Origin of the sequence: Dryocola baronae (assembly GCF_051297175.1) — a bacterium.
Taxonomy (GTDB): domain Bacteria; phylum Pseudomonadota; class Gammaproteobacteria; order Enterobacterales; family Enterobacteriaceae; genus Dryocola.
This window is the reverse complement of the sequence record NZ_JBINNY010000001.1, coordinates 1,308,861-1,326,500: the sequence shown is the minus strand read 5'-3', so window position 1 is coordinate 1,326,500 and position 17,640 is coordinate 1,308,861. Positions and strand designations below refer to the sequence as shown.

Genomic DNA, 17,640 nt, shown 5'->3' with positions numbered 1-17,640 from the left:
CGGTACAGGATCAAAAAGGGGAACGGTTTGGTTTACTCCAGGCCGGACGAGCGAAGCGCCATCCGACCAAACTCTAATTAATCGCCCTTTGCTCCGCCACGTTGAGCCAGTCCATGATGCCAGCGGCGGCATGCCTACCTTCCGCCATCGCGGTAACCACCAGATCCGCGCCGCGCACGGCATCGCCGCCGGCGAAGATTTTCGGGTTGCTGGTCTGGTAGCGCAGCCTGTCTTCCACGCTCGCCACGATGCGGCCCCGGCTATCGAGCTTGACGCCCTGCTCTTCCAGCCACGGTAGGCCGTGCGGATGAAAGCCAAACGCCATCACCACCGCGTCGGCGGGCATCACAAACTCAGAGCCGTTGATGGGTTCCGGGCGGCGACGACCCTCCGCGTCGGGTTCGCCCATCCTCGTGCGCAGCATGCGGATACCGGCAACCTGGCCGCTTTCGTCCAGCTCAACGTTCAGCGGCTGAACGTTAAACTCAAACTCCGCGCCCTCTTCGCGGGCGTTTCTGACCTCTTTCTTCGAGCCTGGCATATTGGCCTCGTCGCGACGGTAGGCGCAGGTGACCTGCCGAGCGCCATGCCGCAGCGAGGTGCGCACGCAGTCCATCGCCGTGTCGCCACCGCCCAGCACCACCACGTGTTTCCCCGCCATATTGATATAGGGTTCATCAGCCAGCTCCGGCAGCCCCATCACCCGTTTGGTATTAGCGATGAGGAACGGCAGCGCGTCGTAGACGCCCGGCGCGTCTTCGTTTGGCAATCCCGCCTTCATCGAGCGGTAGGTTCCCACGCCGACAAACACCGCGTCGTAATCCGCCAGAACCTGCTCCAGCGGGATATCACGGCCTATTTCGCAGTTGAGCCTGAAGTCGATGCCCATGGCGCTGAAGATTTCCCGGCGGCGGCTGAGCAAAGATTTGTCCAGCTTGAAGGCAGGAATGCCGAAGGTCAGCAGGCCGCCGATTTCCGGATGGCGGTCAAAGACCGTCGCCTGTACGCCGTTGCGCGCCAGAATATCCGCACAGGCAAGGCCCGCAGGCCCCGCGCCGATGATGGCCACACGGCGGCCGGTTGGCCGCACATAGGATAAATCGGGCGTCCAGCCGCTGGCGAAGGCGCTTTCGGAGATAAAGCGTTCGATGTTGCCGATGGTCACCGCGCCGTACTCGTCTTTCAGCGTGCAGGCGTTTTCGCACAGGCGATCCTGCGGGCAGACGCGGCCGGTGACTTCCGGCAGGCAGTTGGTTTGATGCGAAAGCTCCACCGCCTCCATCACGCGGCCCTCTTTCACCAGCTCAATCCACTGCGGAATGTGGTTGTGCAGCGGGCAGGTCCATTCGCAAACGCTGTGTTCGCCGCACTTCAGGCAGCGATCCGCCTGGCTTTCGGCCTGGGATTTACTGAAGGTGCGGTAGATTTCTGTAAACCCCGTTTTCCTCAGCGTGAGGTCAATTTTATCCGGGTCCTGGCGAGGCGGCGTGGCGCGCATTTTCGCGGCCAGGCTTACATCTGCCGTGGTTGGCTGCTGCTGTGAATACTGCCGAGCGGTGGCGTGCCACGGCTGCGTTTCCTGGGCGGCGGCACGCAGGCGGCGGTTTTTTGCTAGCGTATTAAGCGTATCGTCGGTGATAAGCCTTAGCGCCTTACTCGGGCAGTTTTCCACGCATGCCGGGCCGCTTTCACGCCCGTTACACAACTCGCATTTATGGGCGTTGGCCTTAACGCTGCGCCTGCCGTCAAGCGGGACGGTAACGACCTGCATCGCCCCAAACGGGCAGGCAACCACGCAGGATTTGCAGCCGATGCATCTGCGCTGGTTAACCTGAATGCTTTCATTAATGCGGGATATAGCGCCATTAGGGCAGCTATTGGCGCAGGGGGCCGCTTCGCAATGACGGCAGGTAACGGCGTTGGCGCGCCCGGCATCTTTTATGACGCGAATACGCGGCAGAAACTGCTCGGCTTTCAGGACATGCTTTTCGCCGTTGTGCGCCATCACGCAGGCAACTTCACATGCATAACAGCCGACGCACTGCTGGGCATTGGCAAGAACAAAACGATTCATCTGGACCTCTGTTGCCTGTGTTCACGAAGAAGGAGGCTTATTTTTTATGGGGATATTCTTTACCTGAGGGAGGCTGACGCTGGCAATGGTCAAATGCCCAGTTTGGTCGCGAATCTGCTGATAACCTGGTAAGGATCAATTTCTGTTATCAAAAAAATGAAACATTATTCCTTTAATATTATTTGTAAGGTGTTTGAGTATTTTCTGATCACGCCGGGTTAACCCGACTTCCAGTTTTGGAATTCGGCTCGAAATAACCTCAACAAAAGTTTTTCCGCGCCCTTCTTTCTGGTAGGTTTCGCCCACCCTATATTTGTCGAGGTTATTCGCCCCGTGATAGTGCAAAGCTCGGTTTGGGCGAGCCTCGCCCGCGCCTTTTTGTTTATCGTACTGCTTTCGCTGATCTCAACGGGCGCGGCGATCCTGACGCTTGCCAGCAGCCAGCGCGATGCCGAAGCGATTAACGTCGCCGGGTCACTGCGCATGCAGAGCTACCGCCTCGGCTACGACTTACAGAACGATCGCGCAAATATCGAACAGCATCTGGCGCACTACAACCAGACGCTGGGTTCGAAGGCGCTGCTTAACCCGTCACGCATCTGGGTGCCGCAGGAGGTGCGCGACCGCTACAACGCCATTAATAGCGCCTGGGCTGATATGGAGCGGCACATTCGGCAGGGAGATATCGGCTGGTTTCACAGCCATATTGCTGGCTACGTCGCGCAAATCGACCTGTTTGTGCTGGCGTTACAACACTACGCCGAAAGAAAGATGACCCAGGTGGTGATCACCTCGATTATTGGATTTATCGCTATTTTCATCCTGGTGTTTTTCACCCTGCGCCGGTTCCGCCAGCAGGTCGTCGCGCCGCTGAACAAGCTGATGCTGGCCAGCGAATCCGTGGAACGCGGGCAGTTCGACCACCCGCCGTTGGATACCACGTTGCCCAACGAGATTGGCCTGCTGGCGCACATCTTCACGCGCATGGCGGACGAGCTGCAAAGGCTATACCGCTCGCTGGAAGATAAGGTTGAGCAAAAAACGCTGAGCCTGCAGGAGGCGAACCGCACGCTGGAAGTGCTTTACGCCTGCTCGCAGGCGCTGAACGTCAGCACCATCGACAGGCACTGCTTTAGCCATATCCTCCAGCTGGTGCGCGAGCAGGAAAAGGTGGACTACATCGAAATGCAGGTTGGAGAAAACTGGCTGCTGCGCGAGGGTACGCAGCAGGCAGCAACGCCCTGGCAGTCGGTGCCTATTACCCAACAGGATGATGAGCTGGGCCTGCTGCGCTGGCAGTCGAGCGAGAACACGCCGCCCCTGGCGCTGATGAAAAGCGTGGCGACCATGCTAGGGCGCGGGCTGTATTTTAACCAGGCGCAGAAGCACTACCAGCAGCTGCTGCTGATGCAGGAAAGAGCGACTATCGCCCGCGAGCTGCACGATTCGCTGGCGCAGGTACTTTCTTTTTTACGCATTCAGCTCACGCTGCTCCGGCGCACGGTGCCGCAGGAGAATGACAAAGCGCAGAAGATCATCGGCGATTTTTCACAGGCGCTGAACGACGCTTATCGGCAGCTGCGCGAGCTGCTGACCACTTTCCGCCTGACGCTACAGCAGGCCGACCTGCCCGCAGCGCTGAAGGAAATGATCGAACCGCTGCGGCAGCAAACCGATGCGACCCTGCATCTGGACTGTAAAATGCCGACCCAGGCGCTGGACGCCCAGCAGCAGGTTCATCTGCTGCAAATTATTCGTGAGGCGGTGCTCAATGCCATTAAGCACGCCGACGCGCGGGAGATTTCCGTCACCTGCACGACGTCCCCTGCCGGGGAGCATACGGCAACCATTCTTGATAACGGTAAAGGTATGACGAGCTTTAGCGAGCCGGAAGGCCACTACGGTTTGAATATCATGCACGAACGCGCGGCACAGCTGGGCGGTACGTTAACTATTACCCGCCCCGCAGAGGGCGGCACGCTGATTACGATCACCTTTCGTTCAGGCGTCAGACAATAATGAAGGAAATAGCAGGAGCAGCTATGAGTGAGCAAAATGTCTTTGAGGTTTTGATTGTTGACGACCATCCGCTGATGCGCCGGGGAATACGGCAGCTTCTGGAAATGGACGACGGCTTTTTGGTGGTGGGCGAAGCGAGCAGCGGCACGGAAGCGATTAGCCTCGCCAATCGTTTATCCCCTGACGTGATCCTGCTGGATTTAAACATGAAGGGCCTGAGCGGGCTGGATACGCTCAACGCGCTGCGGCACGAAGGGGTCGGCGCGCGCATTATCGTGCTGACCGTTTCCGATGCGCGTAGCGATATCTTCACCCTGATTGACGCCGGTGCAGACGGCTATTTATTGAAAGATAGTGACCCAGAAGTGTTACTGGATGATATTCGCAAAGGCGCAAAGGGCGGTGAGGCTTTCAGCGCGCAGGTGGCTGAATACTTACGTACTCGCGGTACGCAAACGCGTATTGACGATCCCTTCACTACGCTGACGGAGCGTGAGCTGGATGTGTTGCAGGAAGTCGCACGCGGCCTGTCAAATAAGCAAATCGCGGCGGGTCTGCATATTTCCGAAGAAACGGTGAAGGTTCATATCCGCAATTTATTACGCAAGCTTCAGGTACGTTCACGCGTGGCGGCAACGGTACTGTTCCTTGAAAGCCGGGGCGTTTAAGTCCCTGAATATCGCGCCAGAAGGTCAATAGCACGCTAAGATCATTTACACTATCTCCTCAATTTCTCCACGTTTGCAATGGCGGTTGAGGCTACAGTGTCCGCTGCCCCCATAATGACAATCCGAAGTGCTTACGAGGTCCTGACCAGATGGCGAATTTCTTTATCAATCGCCCCATTTTTGCCTGGGTGCTGGCCATTATTTTATGCCTCACCGGCGCACTTGCTATTTTTTCGCTCCCCGTTGAGCAATACCCCGATCTCGCACCGCCTAACGTGCGAATCACAGCAAACTATCCTGGGGCCTCTGCCCAGACGCTGGAAAACACCGTAACTCAGGTCATTGAACAAAACATGACCGGGCTGGACAACATGATGTACATGTCGTCGCAGAGCAGCAGCGCCGGACAGGCCACCATCACGCTGAGCTTTAAGGCAGGAACCGACCCGGACGAAGCCGTTCAACAGGTGCAAAACCAGCTTCAGTCCGCGCTGCGTAAATTACCCCAGGCCGTGCAAACCCAGGGCGTAACGGTAAATAAAACGGGCGATACCAATATTCTGATGGTGGCGTTTGTGTCCACCGACGGCAGCATGGATAAGCAGGATATTTCGGACTACGTTGCCAGTAACGTGCAGGATCCGCTCAGTCGTATCAACGGCGTAGGCAGCGTCGACGCGTACGGTTCGCAGTATTCGATGCGCATCTGGCTCGATCCCAACAAGCTGACCAGCTACCAGCTCACGACGCAGGACGTTGTTGATGCCATCAGTTCCCAGAACGCGCAGATAGCCGTCGGCCAGCTCGGCGGTACGCCATCCGTTGATTTACAGGCGCTGAACGCCACCATTAACGCCCAGTCTCTGCTGCAAACGCCGCAGCAGTTCAAAGACATCACCCTGCGCGTCAACCAGGACGGTTCGCTCGTCACCCTTGGCGATGTGGCGGAAGTGGAGCTTGGTGCCGAAAAATACGACTTCCTTAGCCGCTATAATGGCCAGGCCGCCTCCGGGCTTGGGATCAAGCTGGCTTCCGGCGCAAACGAGATGGAAACCGACAGGCTCGCCCGCGCCAAAATTGACGAGCTGTCGCAGTTTTTCCCGCACGGCCTGGAAGCGAAAATCGCTTATGAAACCACGCCGTTCGTTAAGGCCTCGATTGAAGACGTGGTGAAAACCCTGCTGGAAGCCATTCTGCTAGTTTTCCTCGTCATGTACCTGTTCTTACAGAACTTCCGCGCAACGCTCATCCCAACCATTGCCGTGCCGGTGGTGCTGCTTGGCACCTATTCGGTGCTGTACGCTTTCGGCTACAGCATAAACACCCTAACGATGTTCGCGATGGTTCTCGCCATCGGCCTGCTGGTGGATGACGCCATCGTGGTGGTCGAGAACGTCGAGCGCATCATGAGCGAGGAAGGCCTGTCGCCCAAAGAGGCCACGCGCAAATCGATGGGGCAGATTCAGGGCGCGCTGGTGGGGATTGCGATGGTGCTGTCCGCCGTTTTCGTGCCGATGGCCTTCTTCGGCGGGACGACCGGGGCGATTTATCGCCAGTTCTCGATAACCATCGTTTCGGCAATGGTGCTCTCGGTGCTGGTGGCGCTAATCCTGACGCCAGCCCTGTGCGCCACCATCCTCAAGCCGCTGCACAAAGGCGAACATCACGGCGAGAAAGGCTTCTTCGGCTGGTTTAACCGCATGTTTAACCGCAGCGCCGCCCGTTACGAAAGCGGCGTAGGGAAAATTCTGGCCAACAGCGTCCGCTGGATGCTGATTTACGCCCTGCTGCTCGGCGGTATGGTGTTCCTGTTCCTGCGCCTGCCGACCTCCTTCCTGCCGCTTGAAGATCGCGGCGTGTTCACCACCTCCGTGCAGCTGCCGAGCGGTTCGACCCAGCAGCAAACCCTGAAGGTGGTCGATCGTATCGAGCAGTATTATCTGACCCAGGAGAAAGATAACGTCCTGTCGGTATTCTCCACCATCGGCTCCGGACCGGGCGGGAACGGGCAAAACGTCGCGCGTATGTTCGTGCGCCTGAAGGACTGGGACGATCGTGACGCTACCAGCGGCAGCTCGTTCGCGATTATCGAACGCGCCACTAAGCACTTCCGCAAAATCAAAGAGGCGCAGGTTATCGCCAGCAGCCCGCCGGCGATTAACGGCCTGGGCAACGCCGCCGGTTTTGATATGGAATTACAGGACCACGCCGGTGCCGGGCACGACGCGCTGATGCAGGCGCGCGACCAACTGCTGGAAATGGCGGGCAATGACGGCACGCTCACCCGCGTTCGCCACAACGGGCTGGACGATAGCCCACAGTTGCAAATCGATATCGACCAGCGCAAAGCCCAGGCGCTCGGCGTTTCCATCGACGATATCAACAACACGCTGCAAACCGCCTGGGGCTCAAGCTACGTGAACGACTTTATGGATCGCGGCCGCGTGAAGAAGGTTTACGTGCAGGCTGCCGCCAGGTTCCGCATGCTGCCTGACGATATTAACCAGTGGTATGTCCGCAACAAAGACGGCGGCATGGTGCCGTTCTCCGCCTTCGCCACGTCGCGCTGGCAGACGGGCTCGCCGCGCCTGGAACGCTACAACGGTTATTCAGCCGTCGAGATTGTCGGTGAGGCTGCGCCAGGCGTGAGTACCGGTACGGCGATGGACATCATGGAAAACCTGGTGAAGAAGCTGCCGAACGGCATTGGGCTGGAGTGGACGGGCATGTCCTATCAGGAACGGCTTTCCGGCGCGCAGGCTCCGGCGCTGTACGCTATCTCGCTGCTGGTCGTGTTCCTGTGCCTCGCCGCGCTTTATGAAAGCTGGTCCGTGCCGTTCTCGGTTATGCTCGTCGTGCCGCTTGGCGTAATTGGCGCCCTGCTCGCCACCTGGATGCGGGGGCTTGAGAATGACGTGTACTTCCAGGTGGGGCTACTCACCGTCATTGGGCTTTCGGCGAAGAACGCCATTCTGATCGTGGAGTTCGCCAACGATATGAACGCGCAGGGGCGCGAGCTGGTGTCCGCCACGCTCGACGCCTGTCGCCAGCGTTTACGCCCAATATTGATGACCTCGCTGGCCTTTATCTTCGGCGTGCTGCCAATGGCCACCAGCACCGGCGCGGGTTCCGGCAGCCAGCATGCGGTTGGCACCGGCGTGATGGGCGGAATGATTTCAGCAACCGTTTTAGCGATTTTCTTCGTGCCGCTGTTCTTTGTGCTGGTACGGCGTCGCTTCCCGCTCAAGGCGAATCAGGAAGACTGATTGCAAAGGGACTAAAACAAAAAAGGCGGCCTTTGCGGTCGCCTTTTTAGTGATGTTACTCACAGAGTTATTTCAAATAAGAACATCATGCTCTTGCCATTTTCTGGTCAGATCATTTACGAAGCATATCTTCAATGAAATCTTTCCAGTTCCCCAGTTCATGCTCAATCATAACAGCCTCTCTAATAATTGCTTTAATTATACGCAATTCATTCTGGTGAGTGAAGCAATTCTGACCGACTGCTTTCTGACTCGCCGCATATATTAATTGCTATTGCGTAATGCCCTAATTCTAAACCCTCTAATGGCGAATAATGTGACGCAGCACCTGAAACAAAATGTTTCTTAGAACTTCAGAATTTTATGAAATGTCTTAGCGAACGCGCGGCTTCGCGCCGAGGAGAGGAAAGTTCTTAACGGGCGAGCAGAGTAGGTAGCGAGCGAAGTATTTATATATTCAATTTTAGATAAGGTAATTTATGACAACTCCAGGCGATTCAAACCTGATGAAGAATGGCGGTGCATAACGGGTGAAAGTTTATTCAAAATGCTTCACAATAGTTATATTACGTAAGGTTTAGCGTAGCTATTTGGTTATATTTTTCCTTCGTACATTATTATCATTTTTTACTCGTTCTAATTATCTGATAAAGAAATCAGAGTCTCGACAAAAGGACTGAAACGCGTGATAACCCTTTACGGCATTAAAAACTGTGACACCATCAAAAAGGCGCGCCGCTGGCTGGAAGCGCAGGGCGTCGACTATCAGTTTCACGACTACCGCGCGGACGGCCTGAGCGCCGAGCTGCTGGACAGCTTTATCGCCGAGCTAGGCTGGGAAGCGTTGCTCAATACGCGCGGTACAACATGGCGCAAGCTCGACGAAGCGCATCGCGCATCTATTAAAGACGCGAAAAGCGCCGCCGCGCTCATGTTAGAAATGCCGGCAATCATTAAACGACCATTGCTCTGCGCGCCCGGGCAGCCTATGCTGCTGGGTTTCAATGAATCGAACTATCAGCAGTTTATCAACGAGGTATAGTCTTATGTCATGCCCGGTTATTGAGCTGACGCAACAGCTTATCCGCCGCCCTTCCCTGAGCCCCGACGACGCGGGCTGCCAGGCGCTGCTTATTGAGCGACTGCGTGCCATTGGTTTTACCGTCGAGCATATGGATTTTGGCGACACGCAGAACTTCTGGGCATGGAGAGGGCAAGGCGAAACGCTGGCGTTTGCAGGCCATACCGACGTCGTGCCGTCCGGCGATGCGGACCGATGGATAAACCCGCCGTTTGAGCCCACCATTCGCGACGGTATGCTGTTTGGCCGCGGTGCTGCGGATATGAAAGGCTCCCTTGCGGCGATGGTAGTTGCAGCGGAACGCTTTGTCGCACAACATCCCAATCACAAAGGCCGACTGGCATTTCTGATCACCTCCGACGAGGAAGCCAGCGCCAAAAACGGCACCGTGAAGGTCGTTGAAACGCTGATGGAACGCCGCGAACGTCTTGACTATTGCCTGGTCGGCGAGCCGTCCAGCACCGAAGTAGTAGGCGACGTAGTGAAGAATGGCCGTCGCGGTTCTTTGACCTGCAACCTGACGATTCACGGCGTGCAGGGCCACGTTGCCTATCCACACTTGGCGGATAACCCCGTTCACCGCGCGGCCCCGATGCTCAGCGAGCTGGTGTCCATCGAATGGGACAAGGGTAACGAATTTTTCCCGGCCACCAGCATGCAGATCGCCAACGTTCAGGCCGGAACCGGCAGCAATAACGTGATCCCCGGCGATATGTTTGTACAGTTCAACTTCCGCTTTAGCACCGAACTGACCGACGCCGATATCAAGCAGCGCGTCATTGCCCTGCTCGAGAAACACCGGTTGCGCTACACGCTGGACTGGTGGCTATCGGGCCAGCCGTTCCTTACCTCACGCGGCAAGCTGGTCGATGCGGTGGTGAACGCGGTTCAGCACTATAATGAAATCAGGCCGCAACTTCTGACCACCGGCGGCACGTCAGACGGACGCTTTATTGCCCGTATGGGCGCGCAGGTGGTGGAGCTGGGCCCGGTGAACGCGACCATTCATAAGATTAATGAGTGCGTCAACGCCGCGGACCTGCAGCTTCTTGCCCGGATGTATCAACGTATTATGGAGCAGCTTGTCGCCTGACGGCTGCGAGAACAGAGAGGAGTAAGCGCATGGAATGGCTATCGCATTACTGGTGGATTATCGTCCTGGTGCTGTTGCTCGGCATTTTCCTGAATGTGATTAAGGATCTGAAACGCATCGATCCGAAGAAGTATATGGCGAACAAGCCCGACCTCCCGCCGCATCGTGATTTCAACGATAAGTGGGATGACGAAGACGATTTCCCGAAGAAGAAGCCTTAATTATCCGAAATATGCCGGGTGGCGGCTACGCTTACCCGACATACATTTTTGTAGCGACCCATCAACACGTGTCGGATGGCGCTGCGCTTATCCGACCTACGGTTTGGTAGGGATTCATCACAATATCGGACGGCGCTGCGCTTTTCTGACCTACGGTTTTGTAGGGTGGATAAACGAAGTGCCATCCACCAGTTATCCGATCAATGCCCGCTGAACTTCCTGCCTCATCGCCGCCAGCAGGGCTTTACGCCCTGACAAACCAAGCGCCGCGCAAAGCACATCAACATCTTTCCTTTCCTGAACCCTGCCGCGCAGCGCTTTTAAAGGCAGCGAGCTTGCCAGAAGCAGGCGGTTGAGCGACCCGATGCAGGCCTCCAGCGGGCGATGCGCATGGGCAAAGCCCTCAAGCTCAAGCCAGTCATCTGCGTTTAAAGCCGCGTCGGGCACCGCCGCAATCGGTATGGTGTCGTCTATCCACGGCTGGAGATACTCCACGTCACGCGCAAGGCGGGCATGTTCATGCCGGGTGAGCGCTTCTCCTGCCTCGCTGAGCGGCAGCAGCGCCATCGCCGTGTAGCAGCCGCTGCTGGCTTCTCGATGGCTGCCAACGCGCGCCAGCACGAAGCCGCAGCTTTTCCAGAAGCGCCACAGCTCGTCTGTGTAGCCAAAGCTGACGGAGAGATAGTCCGTTCCCCGAGGCGCGTTCGCTTTTGCCATCGCTATCAGCTGCTGCCCTAGCCGTTGGCGCTGGCGTAGCGGATGCACGGCGATGCGGCTAACCCGCAGGCCATGCAGCGTTGCCGCAAGCGGGCTACCGCCGTGCGCTGCGAGAGACTGCGCAACCAGGTTTCCACGCGGGCGGCGCTGGCCCGCCCACACCGCGCGGCTGAGATCTTCATCCAACCCGCCCTCTTCCACCAGCCAGGCTGCACCGACGGTTTCTTCCCCGCAGCAGGCCGCGATGAAGTGCTGCCCGTGGGCATCAAGCATGCGCCTCCAGTCCAGAGGCGAGGTGCGGTAGTGTGCGCCCGACAGCAGCCGGTACATTTGCCCGAGCCGCCAGCCTTCGGACCGCTCAACCACAGCAAGCGATACCTCGTCCTGCACCACGCGCGTAATATCAGCCTCATCAAACATAAGTATGCCGTCGATTAGCGCTTCAAGAGGATCGCCCTGCGCCCAGCGAATCGGGGCTTGCAGTGAGTAACGACGGAGGGAATCGATAGCCGCGCAGAACTTCAGCAGGAATCCGCGCCCCGTTCCCTCGTAGCCCTGAACGGTGGTGGTGAGCAGGGTGCGCGAGAATCTCGCTATCAGCTGGCGAAGCTGCGGGGCGGGAAGTGCGGCGGCCTCATCGATAATGAGCCACTCCGCATGCTGAATTTCGGGCTGCGCGAGAAGCGCGTCCGGGGCAATAAAATTGAATTTGTCGCCCGCATGCTGGGCTAATACGTCGGTTGCCGCTTTTGTTGGTGCCGTCACAAGCGCATCGCCTGCCAGACCCCGCAGCAACATACCCGCAAGCGCCGACTTGCCTCTGCCACGCGGAGCGGTTACAACGGCGGCGCCGGGCGGCATAGATTGCAGCGCCGCGAGGATTTCCGCCTGCTCCCGCTCGGGCGACCCGTTTGCAGGATGCCAGGCGGGCCGAGGATAAAAATCAGGCAGGCGCAGCGGCTGATGCTGCTGCCAGAGACAGCTTTCGCTATCGTCGCTGACGCATTTTTGCAGATGATGGATGAAGTTTGGCGTAGCTATCGGCTGGGGGGAGTCGCTCCAGCGGCTCGAGTCGGCATCCGGCAAATCGGGCCAGCGCTGCCAGGGCGGCACCAGCAAAACCAGCCAGCTGCCCGCTTTTAGCGTTCCGGCAAGGGCCGCAAGCGCTTCGGCGTCCAGGCCACTGCGTGCGTCAAAGATAGCATGCTGAAACTCGCGGCCCAGCAGCGTGCGCATCGCCGCGGGCGCGCAGTTTAGCGGAAGTTCAGGCGCAGCGCCGACCCACAGCCAGTCGCCGGGAAGCAGGCCAGCCAAGACGCTTGCCTGCTGGCTGCTCCATGCCGCATCGCCCGCCACCACGAGCATGCGCCGGATACCGCTTTTAGCCATGCTGGCGGTGGTCTGTCGAAGCTGTTCCATGCCTGAAATCCTTGTTGCTGATTAAACCCGCGCGTCGTTAACGAAGGCTGTTGCCGAAGGTATTACACTGCGCCGGGTCGCCGCTGTCGAAGCCGCGTTTGAACCAGGTGTAGCGCTGCTCGGACGTGCCGTGGGTGAAGCTGTCCGGCATGACGCGCCCCTGCGACTTCTGCTGCAGGCGGTCATCGCCGATGGCTTCGGCCGCGTTAAGCGCTTCTTGCAAATCACCGGCATCGAGCACTTCCTGTTTCTGCATGCTGTGGCCCCAGACGCCCGCGAAGCAGTCGGCCTGTAGCTCCATTTTTACCGACAGCTGGTTGCCTGTCGTCTGCGAGGCGCTCTGCTGGAGCTGGCGCACCTTCGGCTCAATACCCAGCAGTTTCTGAACGTGGTGGCCCACTTCGTGAGCGATAACGTAGCCCTGAGCGAAATCGCCGTCGGCACCGAGCTTGTTTTTCATCTCGTCATAGAAAGAGAGATCGATATAAACGGTGCCGTCCGCCGGGCAGTAGAATGGCCCCATCACGGACTGACCGGTGCCGCAGCCGGTGCGCGTGGCTCCACGGTACATCACCAGCTTCGGCTGCTGATAGGTGCGCCCCATCTGCTGAAAAATCTGCCCCCACGTGTCTTCGGTGGTGGCAAGAATAACCGAGGTGAATTTAGCCGCTTCGTCATCATTTGGGCTGATGGAGCGCTGCGACGCCTGCTGCTGCGTCGTCGGCTGCCCGCCGGAGAGAAGCGCCGTAAGATCAACGCCATAATATCCGGCAACCACCACGACAAGCAGCAGGATGATGCCGCCTTTGCCGCCGGGTAAACGGAAGCCGCCACCGCCGCCGCCAAAGCTCGGGCCCGAGGAATTATTACGCCTGTCTTCTACATTGTCGCTTTCGCGACGCCCTTGCCAACGCATCATTCCACCTCGTTATTTACACCTTGTAATGGGTAGATCGTAGGTGCTTAATCGCGGGATTACCATAAGAAACAGGATGTGAAAAAGCCGAATGTGCAAAACACATCCGGCTTCGAAGTCTACGCGTGGGAGATTAGTCTAATTTTACGCCAAGACGATGGGCGACTTCTTCGTAGGCTTCTATCAGGCCACCCAGGCTCTGGCGGAAGCGGTCTTTGTCCATTTTGTCGAGGGTTTCTTTGTCCCACAGGCGGCTGCCGTCCGGGGAAAACTCATCGCCCAGCACCACTTCGCCTTTAAACAGGCCGAACTCCAACTTGAAGTCCACCAGGATCAGACCCGCATCGTCAAACAGTTTGCTCAGCACATCGTTGGCCTTGTAGCTCAGTTCGCGCATGCGCGCGAGATGCTCTTTGCTCACCCAACCGAAGGTTTCGCAGTAGGATTCGTTGACCATCGGGTCATGCATCGCGTCGTTTTTCAGGAACAGGTCAAACAGCGGCGGGTTAAGCTCGATGCCTTCTTCAATGCCGAGACGCTTTACCAGGGAGCCCGCCGCGCGGTTACGAATCACGCACTCAACCGGCACCATATCGAGCTTTTTCACCAGCACTTCGTTGTCGGAGAGCAGGGCTTCCATCTGTGTAGGAATGCCCGCTTCTTCAAGCTTAGCCATAATGAAATGGTTGAACTTGTTGTTCACCATGCCTTTACGGTCAAACTGTTCGATGCGCGCACCGTCACCTGCTGACGTATCATTGCGGAATTCGAGCACCAACAGGTCCGGGTTCTCCGTGCTGTATACGGTTTTCGCTTTGCCACGATACAACTCAGCTTGCTTTTGCATCTTTCTTACTCCGGTGTGATTTAGTTAAAAATTCCGCTTTCTGCGCCTACGCACACGTTTGCGTAGCCTACCAGAAAAAAGGCCAGGTAACCCTGGCCTTTAAAAGTTACTTGCTGAATGCCGCCTGGAATACGGCGACCAGCGCGTCGTTCTGAGACTGAGTCAGCGTGTGCCCTTTCGGATCGATGAACTGCATGCTGCTGCGGTTATCGAGGTCGCCGACCTGCAGTTTGTAATCACCGCTAACCAGGCCAGGGTCTTTCGCCCCAAGTTCCTGCCAGCTGCTGTCAGACAACGGTTTGTACGTTACGGCCATACTGCCAGTAGAACGCGTTGAATCGGTTACCTTCATGCCCACTTTTTCAAGCGTGGCCGGTAAGCGGTTCCAGACAACGTTGAACGGGCCGCGCACGACGAGCATCGGTAAACCGGTATCATCTGCGGCGCTCTGTACGTCAAGCTGGGCGGAAGAGCGGCTGTCCTGCGCGTTCTGGCGATCGTTTTGCGCTTTATCCAGACCGGCGCTGATGACGTTAAGCATTTGCGCGCTGTAGCGTTGCAGAGATGCGGCATCGGCCACCGGCTTGCCCGCCTGTTCCAGATTCAGCAGCTTAACAACCACCGCCTGCTGGTAGCCCTGCGGCTTGACGCTGACCTGATAGCGGCCACGGTACTGCTCGTCTTCATCGGCACGGTTCCACTGCACCCAGTCGGTGGTCAGGGTTTGGCTCGCATCATCGCGCTTGTCGATGCCGTAGTTGCCCGCCTGCAGCACGCTGACGACCTGCGGCCACAGCGTTGAGCTACGTGCACTTTCCACCATCAGGGAAGCTGTATCACCGGTAAATTGGGTGCGCGCACCGCTAACCAGCGCCAGGGGTTGGGCTGGCGGACGAATGTCCAGCTGTTTGCCTACTGCGCCGCTGCCGTTGGTGACCGGAACGTTGTATTCACCGTTTTGTACCGGCAGGATCATGCCCGACGGTGAGTGGATTTCCGCAAGCGGAGTTGCATCAAGATAGGATTCATCGCCGCTAACCTGGCGCTTGTAACGCTGGTCGCTGCTACATGCAGCCAGCAGCATCGCAATAGAAACCACTGCAACTTTCGCCACCATCGACTTCTGTACTGAGTAAGCCATCAAATCTCCCTAAACTTTACAGCAAACCGGCATGCTTAAGCGCGCTAAGGATCACCGGGCGACTTTGTTCAGTCAGCGGCGTCATTGGCAGGCGTAAGGTGTCGGTCGCCACAAGTCCCAATTCTCTACAGGCCCATTTCACCGGGATAGGATTGGGTTCTACAAATAATTTATAGTGCAACGGCATCAGACGCTGATTGATCTCACGCGCCTGAGCAAATTGCCCGCTGGCCGCCAGTTTACACATTTCCGCCATTTCACGCGCGGCTACGTTTGCCGTGACGGAAATGACGCCGTGGCCGCCGAGCTGCATGAAGTCCAGCGCGCTGGCATCGTCACCGCTAACCAGGATGAAGTCGTCTTCAACCAGCTCTTTGATCTGGTTAACACGCGTTAAGTTCCCGGTCGCTTCTTTGATACCAATAATATTTTTAATCTTTGCCAGACGCCCAACGGTTTCCGGCAGCATATCGCAGCCGGTGCGGGACGGCACATTGTACAGCATCTGTGGGAGATCGGTGCTTTCAGCGATAGCCTTGAAGTGCTGGAACAGCCCTTCCTGCGTAGGACGGTTGTAATACGGAGTGACGGTCAGGCAGCCAACGATACCGCTGTTGTTAAAGCGTTTGGTCAGGGAGATAGCCTCGGAGGTAGCGTTCGCACCGGTACCTGCAATAACAGGGATGCGGCCATCGGCCAGTTCCAGGGTCTGCATGACCACATCGCCGTGCTCGTCGTGGCTTAGGGTGGCAGACTCGCCTGTAGTCCCTACAGAGACAATCGCCGAGGTTCCGCTGGCGACATGGTAATCAATTAGTTTTTTTAGGCTTGACCGGCAGACATTACCTTTCTCATCCATCGGCGTTACAAGCGCGACAATACTTCCCGTGAACATTGGCCATCCTCTGTGCAAACATGTCTCTCAATGTTACGTTTGGTGCAGGATCAAAAGCAAGCCGCCAGGTCACTCTACACGGTTGTATGCAGAATTTTTTTATGCTTTCCTTATGATATCCCACCGATTCACAGGAATAACGCGCTTGACTCCTTCACCACACCATTATCTGGTTATCACAGCCCTTGGGGCGGACAGACCTGGTATTGTTAATACCATCACCCGCCATGTCAGCAGTTGCGGCTGTAATATCGAAGACAGTCGCCTCGCGATGCTCGGTGAAGAGTTCACGTTCATTATGCTGCTGTCCGGCAGCTGGAACGCCATTACCCTGATTGAATCGACGCTGCCGCTTAAAGGCGCAGAGCTGGACCTGCTGATCGTGATGAAGCGCACTAATTCTCAGGATCGCCCCGCCATGCCTGCCACCGTCTGGGTGCAGGTTGAAGTCGCCGACTCGCCGCATCTGATTGAGCGCTTTACGCATTTGTTCGACACGCACCATATGAATATCGCCGAGCTGGTGTCGCGTACCCAGCCCGCGCAGGATAATACGCCGCCTCAGCTGTATATTCAGATCACCGCCCACAGTCCGGCGTCTGAAGATGCAGCAATTATCGAGCAGGCCTTCAAAGCCCTATGTACAGAACTCAATGCACAGGGCACTATTAGCGTGGTGAACCCACAGCAAGATGATTAAAGACGGAGAGTAGTGATGAGCCCACTGAAAGCCGGTGATAGCGCACCGAAATTTAGCCTGCCCGATCAAGACGGCGAGCAAGTAAATTTAACCGACTTCCAGGGACAGCGCGTTCTGGTTTACTTTTATCCAAAAGCGATGACGCCAGGCTGCACCGTTCAGGCATGTGGTCTGCGCGACAACATGGACGAGTTGAAAAAGGCTGGTGTAGAAGTGCTGGGTATCAGCACCGATAAACCAGAGAAGCTCTCGCGTTTTGCCGAGAAAGAGTTGCTGAACTTCACCCTGCTTTCCGATGAAGACCATCAGGTTTGCGAGCAGTTTGGGGTGTGGGGCGAGAAATCCTTTATGGGCAAAACCTACGACGGCATCCACCGGATTAGCTTCCTTTTAGACGGCGAAGGCAAAGTCGAAAAAGTGTTTGATGATTTCAAGACCAGCAACCACCACGATATCGTTGTGAACTGGCTGAAAGAAAACGCTTAATCCTGCAAGAATTAGATATAAATCAGCCGACTGAAAAGTCGGCTTTTTTGTGTCGGATGGCGCTACGTTTATCGGGCCTACATCAATGCAGCACTAT

15 protein-coding genes are annotated in these 17,640 nt (G+C 56.9%); 8 read left to right on the top strand and 7 right to left on the bottom strand.

Features of this window, described 5'->3' with window-relative positions; all coding sequences use genetic code 11:
• Window positions 1–73 precede the first annotated feature (73 nt).
• Window positions 74–2,074 (bottom strand): formate-dependent uric acid utilization protein AegA, encoded by a 2,001-nt coding sequence (gene aegA, locus ACSPHG_RS06055; RefSeq protein WP_435952605.1) that lies wholly within the window; start codon window positions 2,072–2,074, stop codon window positions 74–76.
• A gap of 333 nt (window positions 2,075–2,407) precedes the next feature.
• Here aegA and narQ point away from each other — a divergent pair, with 333 nt between their 5' ends.
• The 3 genes from narQ to acrD all read left to right on the top strand — a co-directional run bounded on the left by narQ (window position 2,408) and on the right by acrD (window position 8,027).
• The gene (narQ, locus tag ACSPHG_RS06050) at window positions 2,408–4,093 is read left to right on the top strand and encodes a nitrate/nitrite two-component system sensor histidine kinase NarQ (RefSeq protein ID WP_435952604.1); all 1,686 of its coding nucleotides are present in this window, start codon (window positions 2,408–2,410) and stop codon (window positions 4,091–4,093) included.
• 23 nt (window positions 4,094–4,116) lie between these two features.
• Window positions 4,117–4,761 (top strand): nitrate/nitrite response regulator protein NarP, encoded by a 645-nt coding sequence (gene narP, locus ACSPHG_RS06045; RefSeq protein WP_435952603.1) that lies wholly within the window; start codon window positions 4,117–4,119, stop codon window positions 4,759–4,761.
• A gap of 149 nt (window positions 4,762–4,910) precedes the next feature.
• Window positions 4,911–8,027: a multidrug efflux RND transporter permease AcrD gene (gene acrD, locus ACSPHG_RS06040; protein ID WP_435952602.1), complete on the top strand. Its 3,117-nt coding sequence runs from the start codon at window positions 4,911–4,913 to the stop codon at window positions 8,025–8,027.
• A gap of 112 nt (window positions 8,028–8,139) precedes the next feature.
• On the opposite strand, the gene ypfM is transcribed toward acrD, so the two are convergent.
• Window positions 8,140–8,199 (bottom strand): protein YpfM, encoded by a 60-nt coding sequence (gene ypfM / locus ACSPHG_RS06035; RefSeq protein WP_087867655.1) that lies wholly within the window; start codon window positions 8,197–8,199, stop codon window positions 8,140–8,142.
• A gap of 513 nt (window positions 8,200–8,712) precedes the next feature.
• Between ypfM and ACSPHG_RS06030 the strand changes: the two genes are divergently transcribed.
• Genes ACSPHG_RS06030 through ACSPHG_RS06020 form a run of 3 tightly spaced genes read left to right on the top strand, consistent with a single transcriptional unit; the run spans window position 8,713 to window position 10,422 of the window.
• Window positions 8,713–9,069, top strand: a complete 357-nt coding sequence (locus ACSPHG_RS06030; RefSeq protein WP_435952601.1) for an ArsC family reductase — start codon at window positions 8,713–8,715, stop codon at window positions 9,067–9,069.
• A gap of 4 nt (window positions 9,070–9,073) precedes the next feature.
• Complete coding sequence (gene dapE, locus ACSPHG_RS06025; RefSeq protein ID WP_435952600.1) at window positions 9,074–10,201, top strand: succinyl-diaminopimelate desuccinylase; 1,128 nt, start codon at window positions 9,074–9,076, stop codon at window positions 10,199–10,201.
• 29 nt (window positions 10,202–10,230) lie between these two features.
• Window positions 10,231–10,422 carry a YpfN family protein gene (locus ACSPHG_RS06020; protein ID WP_435952599.1) on the top strand — a complete coding sequence of 64 codons (192 nt, stop codon included), beginning with the start codon at window positions 10,231–10,233 and terminating at the stop codon, window positions 10,420–10,422.
• A gap of 192 nt (window positions 10,423–10,614) precedes the next feature.
• On the opposite strand, the gene ACSPHG_RS06015 is transcribed toward ACSPHG_RS06020, so the two are convergent.
• The 5 genes from ACSPHG_RS06015 to dapA form a co-directional block, all read right to left on the bottom strand.
• Window positions 10,615–12,567: a tRNA(Met) cytidine acetyltransferase TmcA gene (locus ACSPHG_RS06015; protein ID WP_435955954.1), complete on the bottom strand. Its 1,953-nt coding sequence runs from the start codon at window positions 12,565–12,567 to the stop codon at window positions 10,615–10,617.
• Between the two features lie 28 nt (window positions 12,568–12,595).
• Window positions 12,596–13,474, bottom strand: coding sequence for a KPN_02809 family neutral zinc metallopeptidase (gene ypfJ, locus ACSPHG_RS06010; protein ID WP_435955953.1), 879 nt, complete (start codon window positions 13,472–13,474; stop codon window positions 12,596–12,598).
• Window positions 13,475–13,607: 133 nt separating this feature from the next.
• Complete coding sequence (gene purC, locus ACSPHG_RS06005) at window positions 13,608–14,321, bottom strand: phosphoribosylaminoimidazolesuccinocarboxamide synthase (protein WP_435952598.1); 714 nt, start codon at window positions 14,319–14,321, stop codon at window positions 13,608–13,610.
• 106 nt (window positions 14,322–14,427) lie between these two features.
• Window positions 14,428–15,462 carry an outer membrane protein assembly factor BamC gene (bamC, locus tag ACSPHG_RS06000; protein ID WP_435952597.1) on the bottom strand — a complete coding sequence of 345 codons (1,035 nt, stop codon included), beginning with the start codon at window positions 15,460–15,462 and terminating at the stop codon, window positions 14,428–14,430.
• Window positions 15,463–15,478: 16 nt separating this feature from the next.
• Complete coding sequence (gene dapA / locus ACSPHG_RS05995) at window positions 15,479–16,357, bottom strand: 4-hydroxy-tetrahydrodipicolinate synthase (protein WP_435952596.1); 879 nt, start codon at window positions 16,355–16,357, stop codon at window positions 15,479–15,481.
• A gap of 145 nt (window positions 16,358–16,502) precedes the next feature.
• Here dapA and ACSPHG_RS05990 point away from each other — a divergent pair, with 145 nt between their 5' ends.
• On the top strand, window positions 16,503–17,057 hold the full coding sequence (locus tag ACSPHG_RS05990) for a glycine cleavage system transcriptional repressor (RefSeq protein ID WP_435952595.1): 555 nt from the start codon (window positions 16,503–16,505) through the stop codon (window positions 17,055–17,057).
• A 15-nt stretch (window positions 17,058–17,072) separates the two neighbouring features.
• Complete coding sequence (bcp, locus tag ACSPHG_RS05985) at window positions 17,073–17,543, top strand: thioredoxin-dependent thiol peroxidase (protein WP_435952594.1); 471 nt, start codon at window positions 17,073–17,075, stop codon at window positions 17,541–17,543.
• Window positions 17,544–17,640 lie beyond the last annotated feature (97 nt).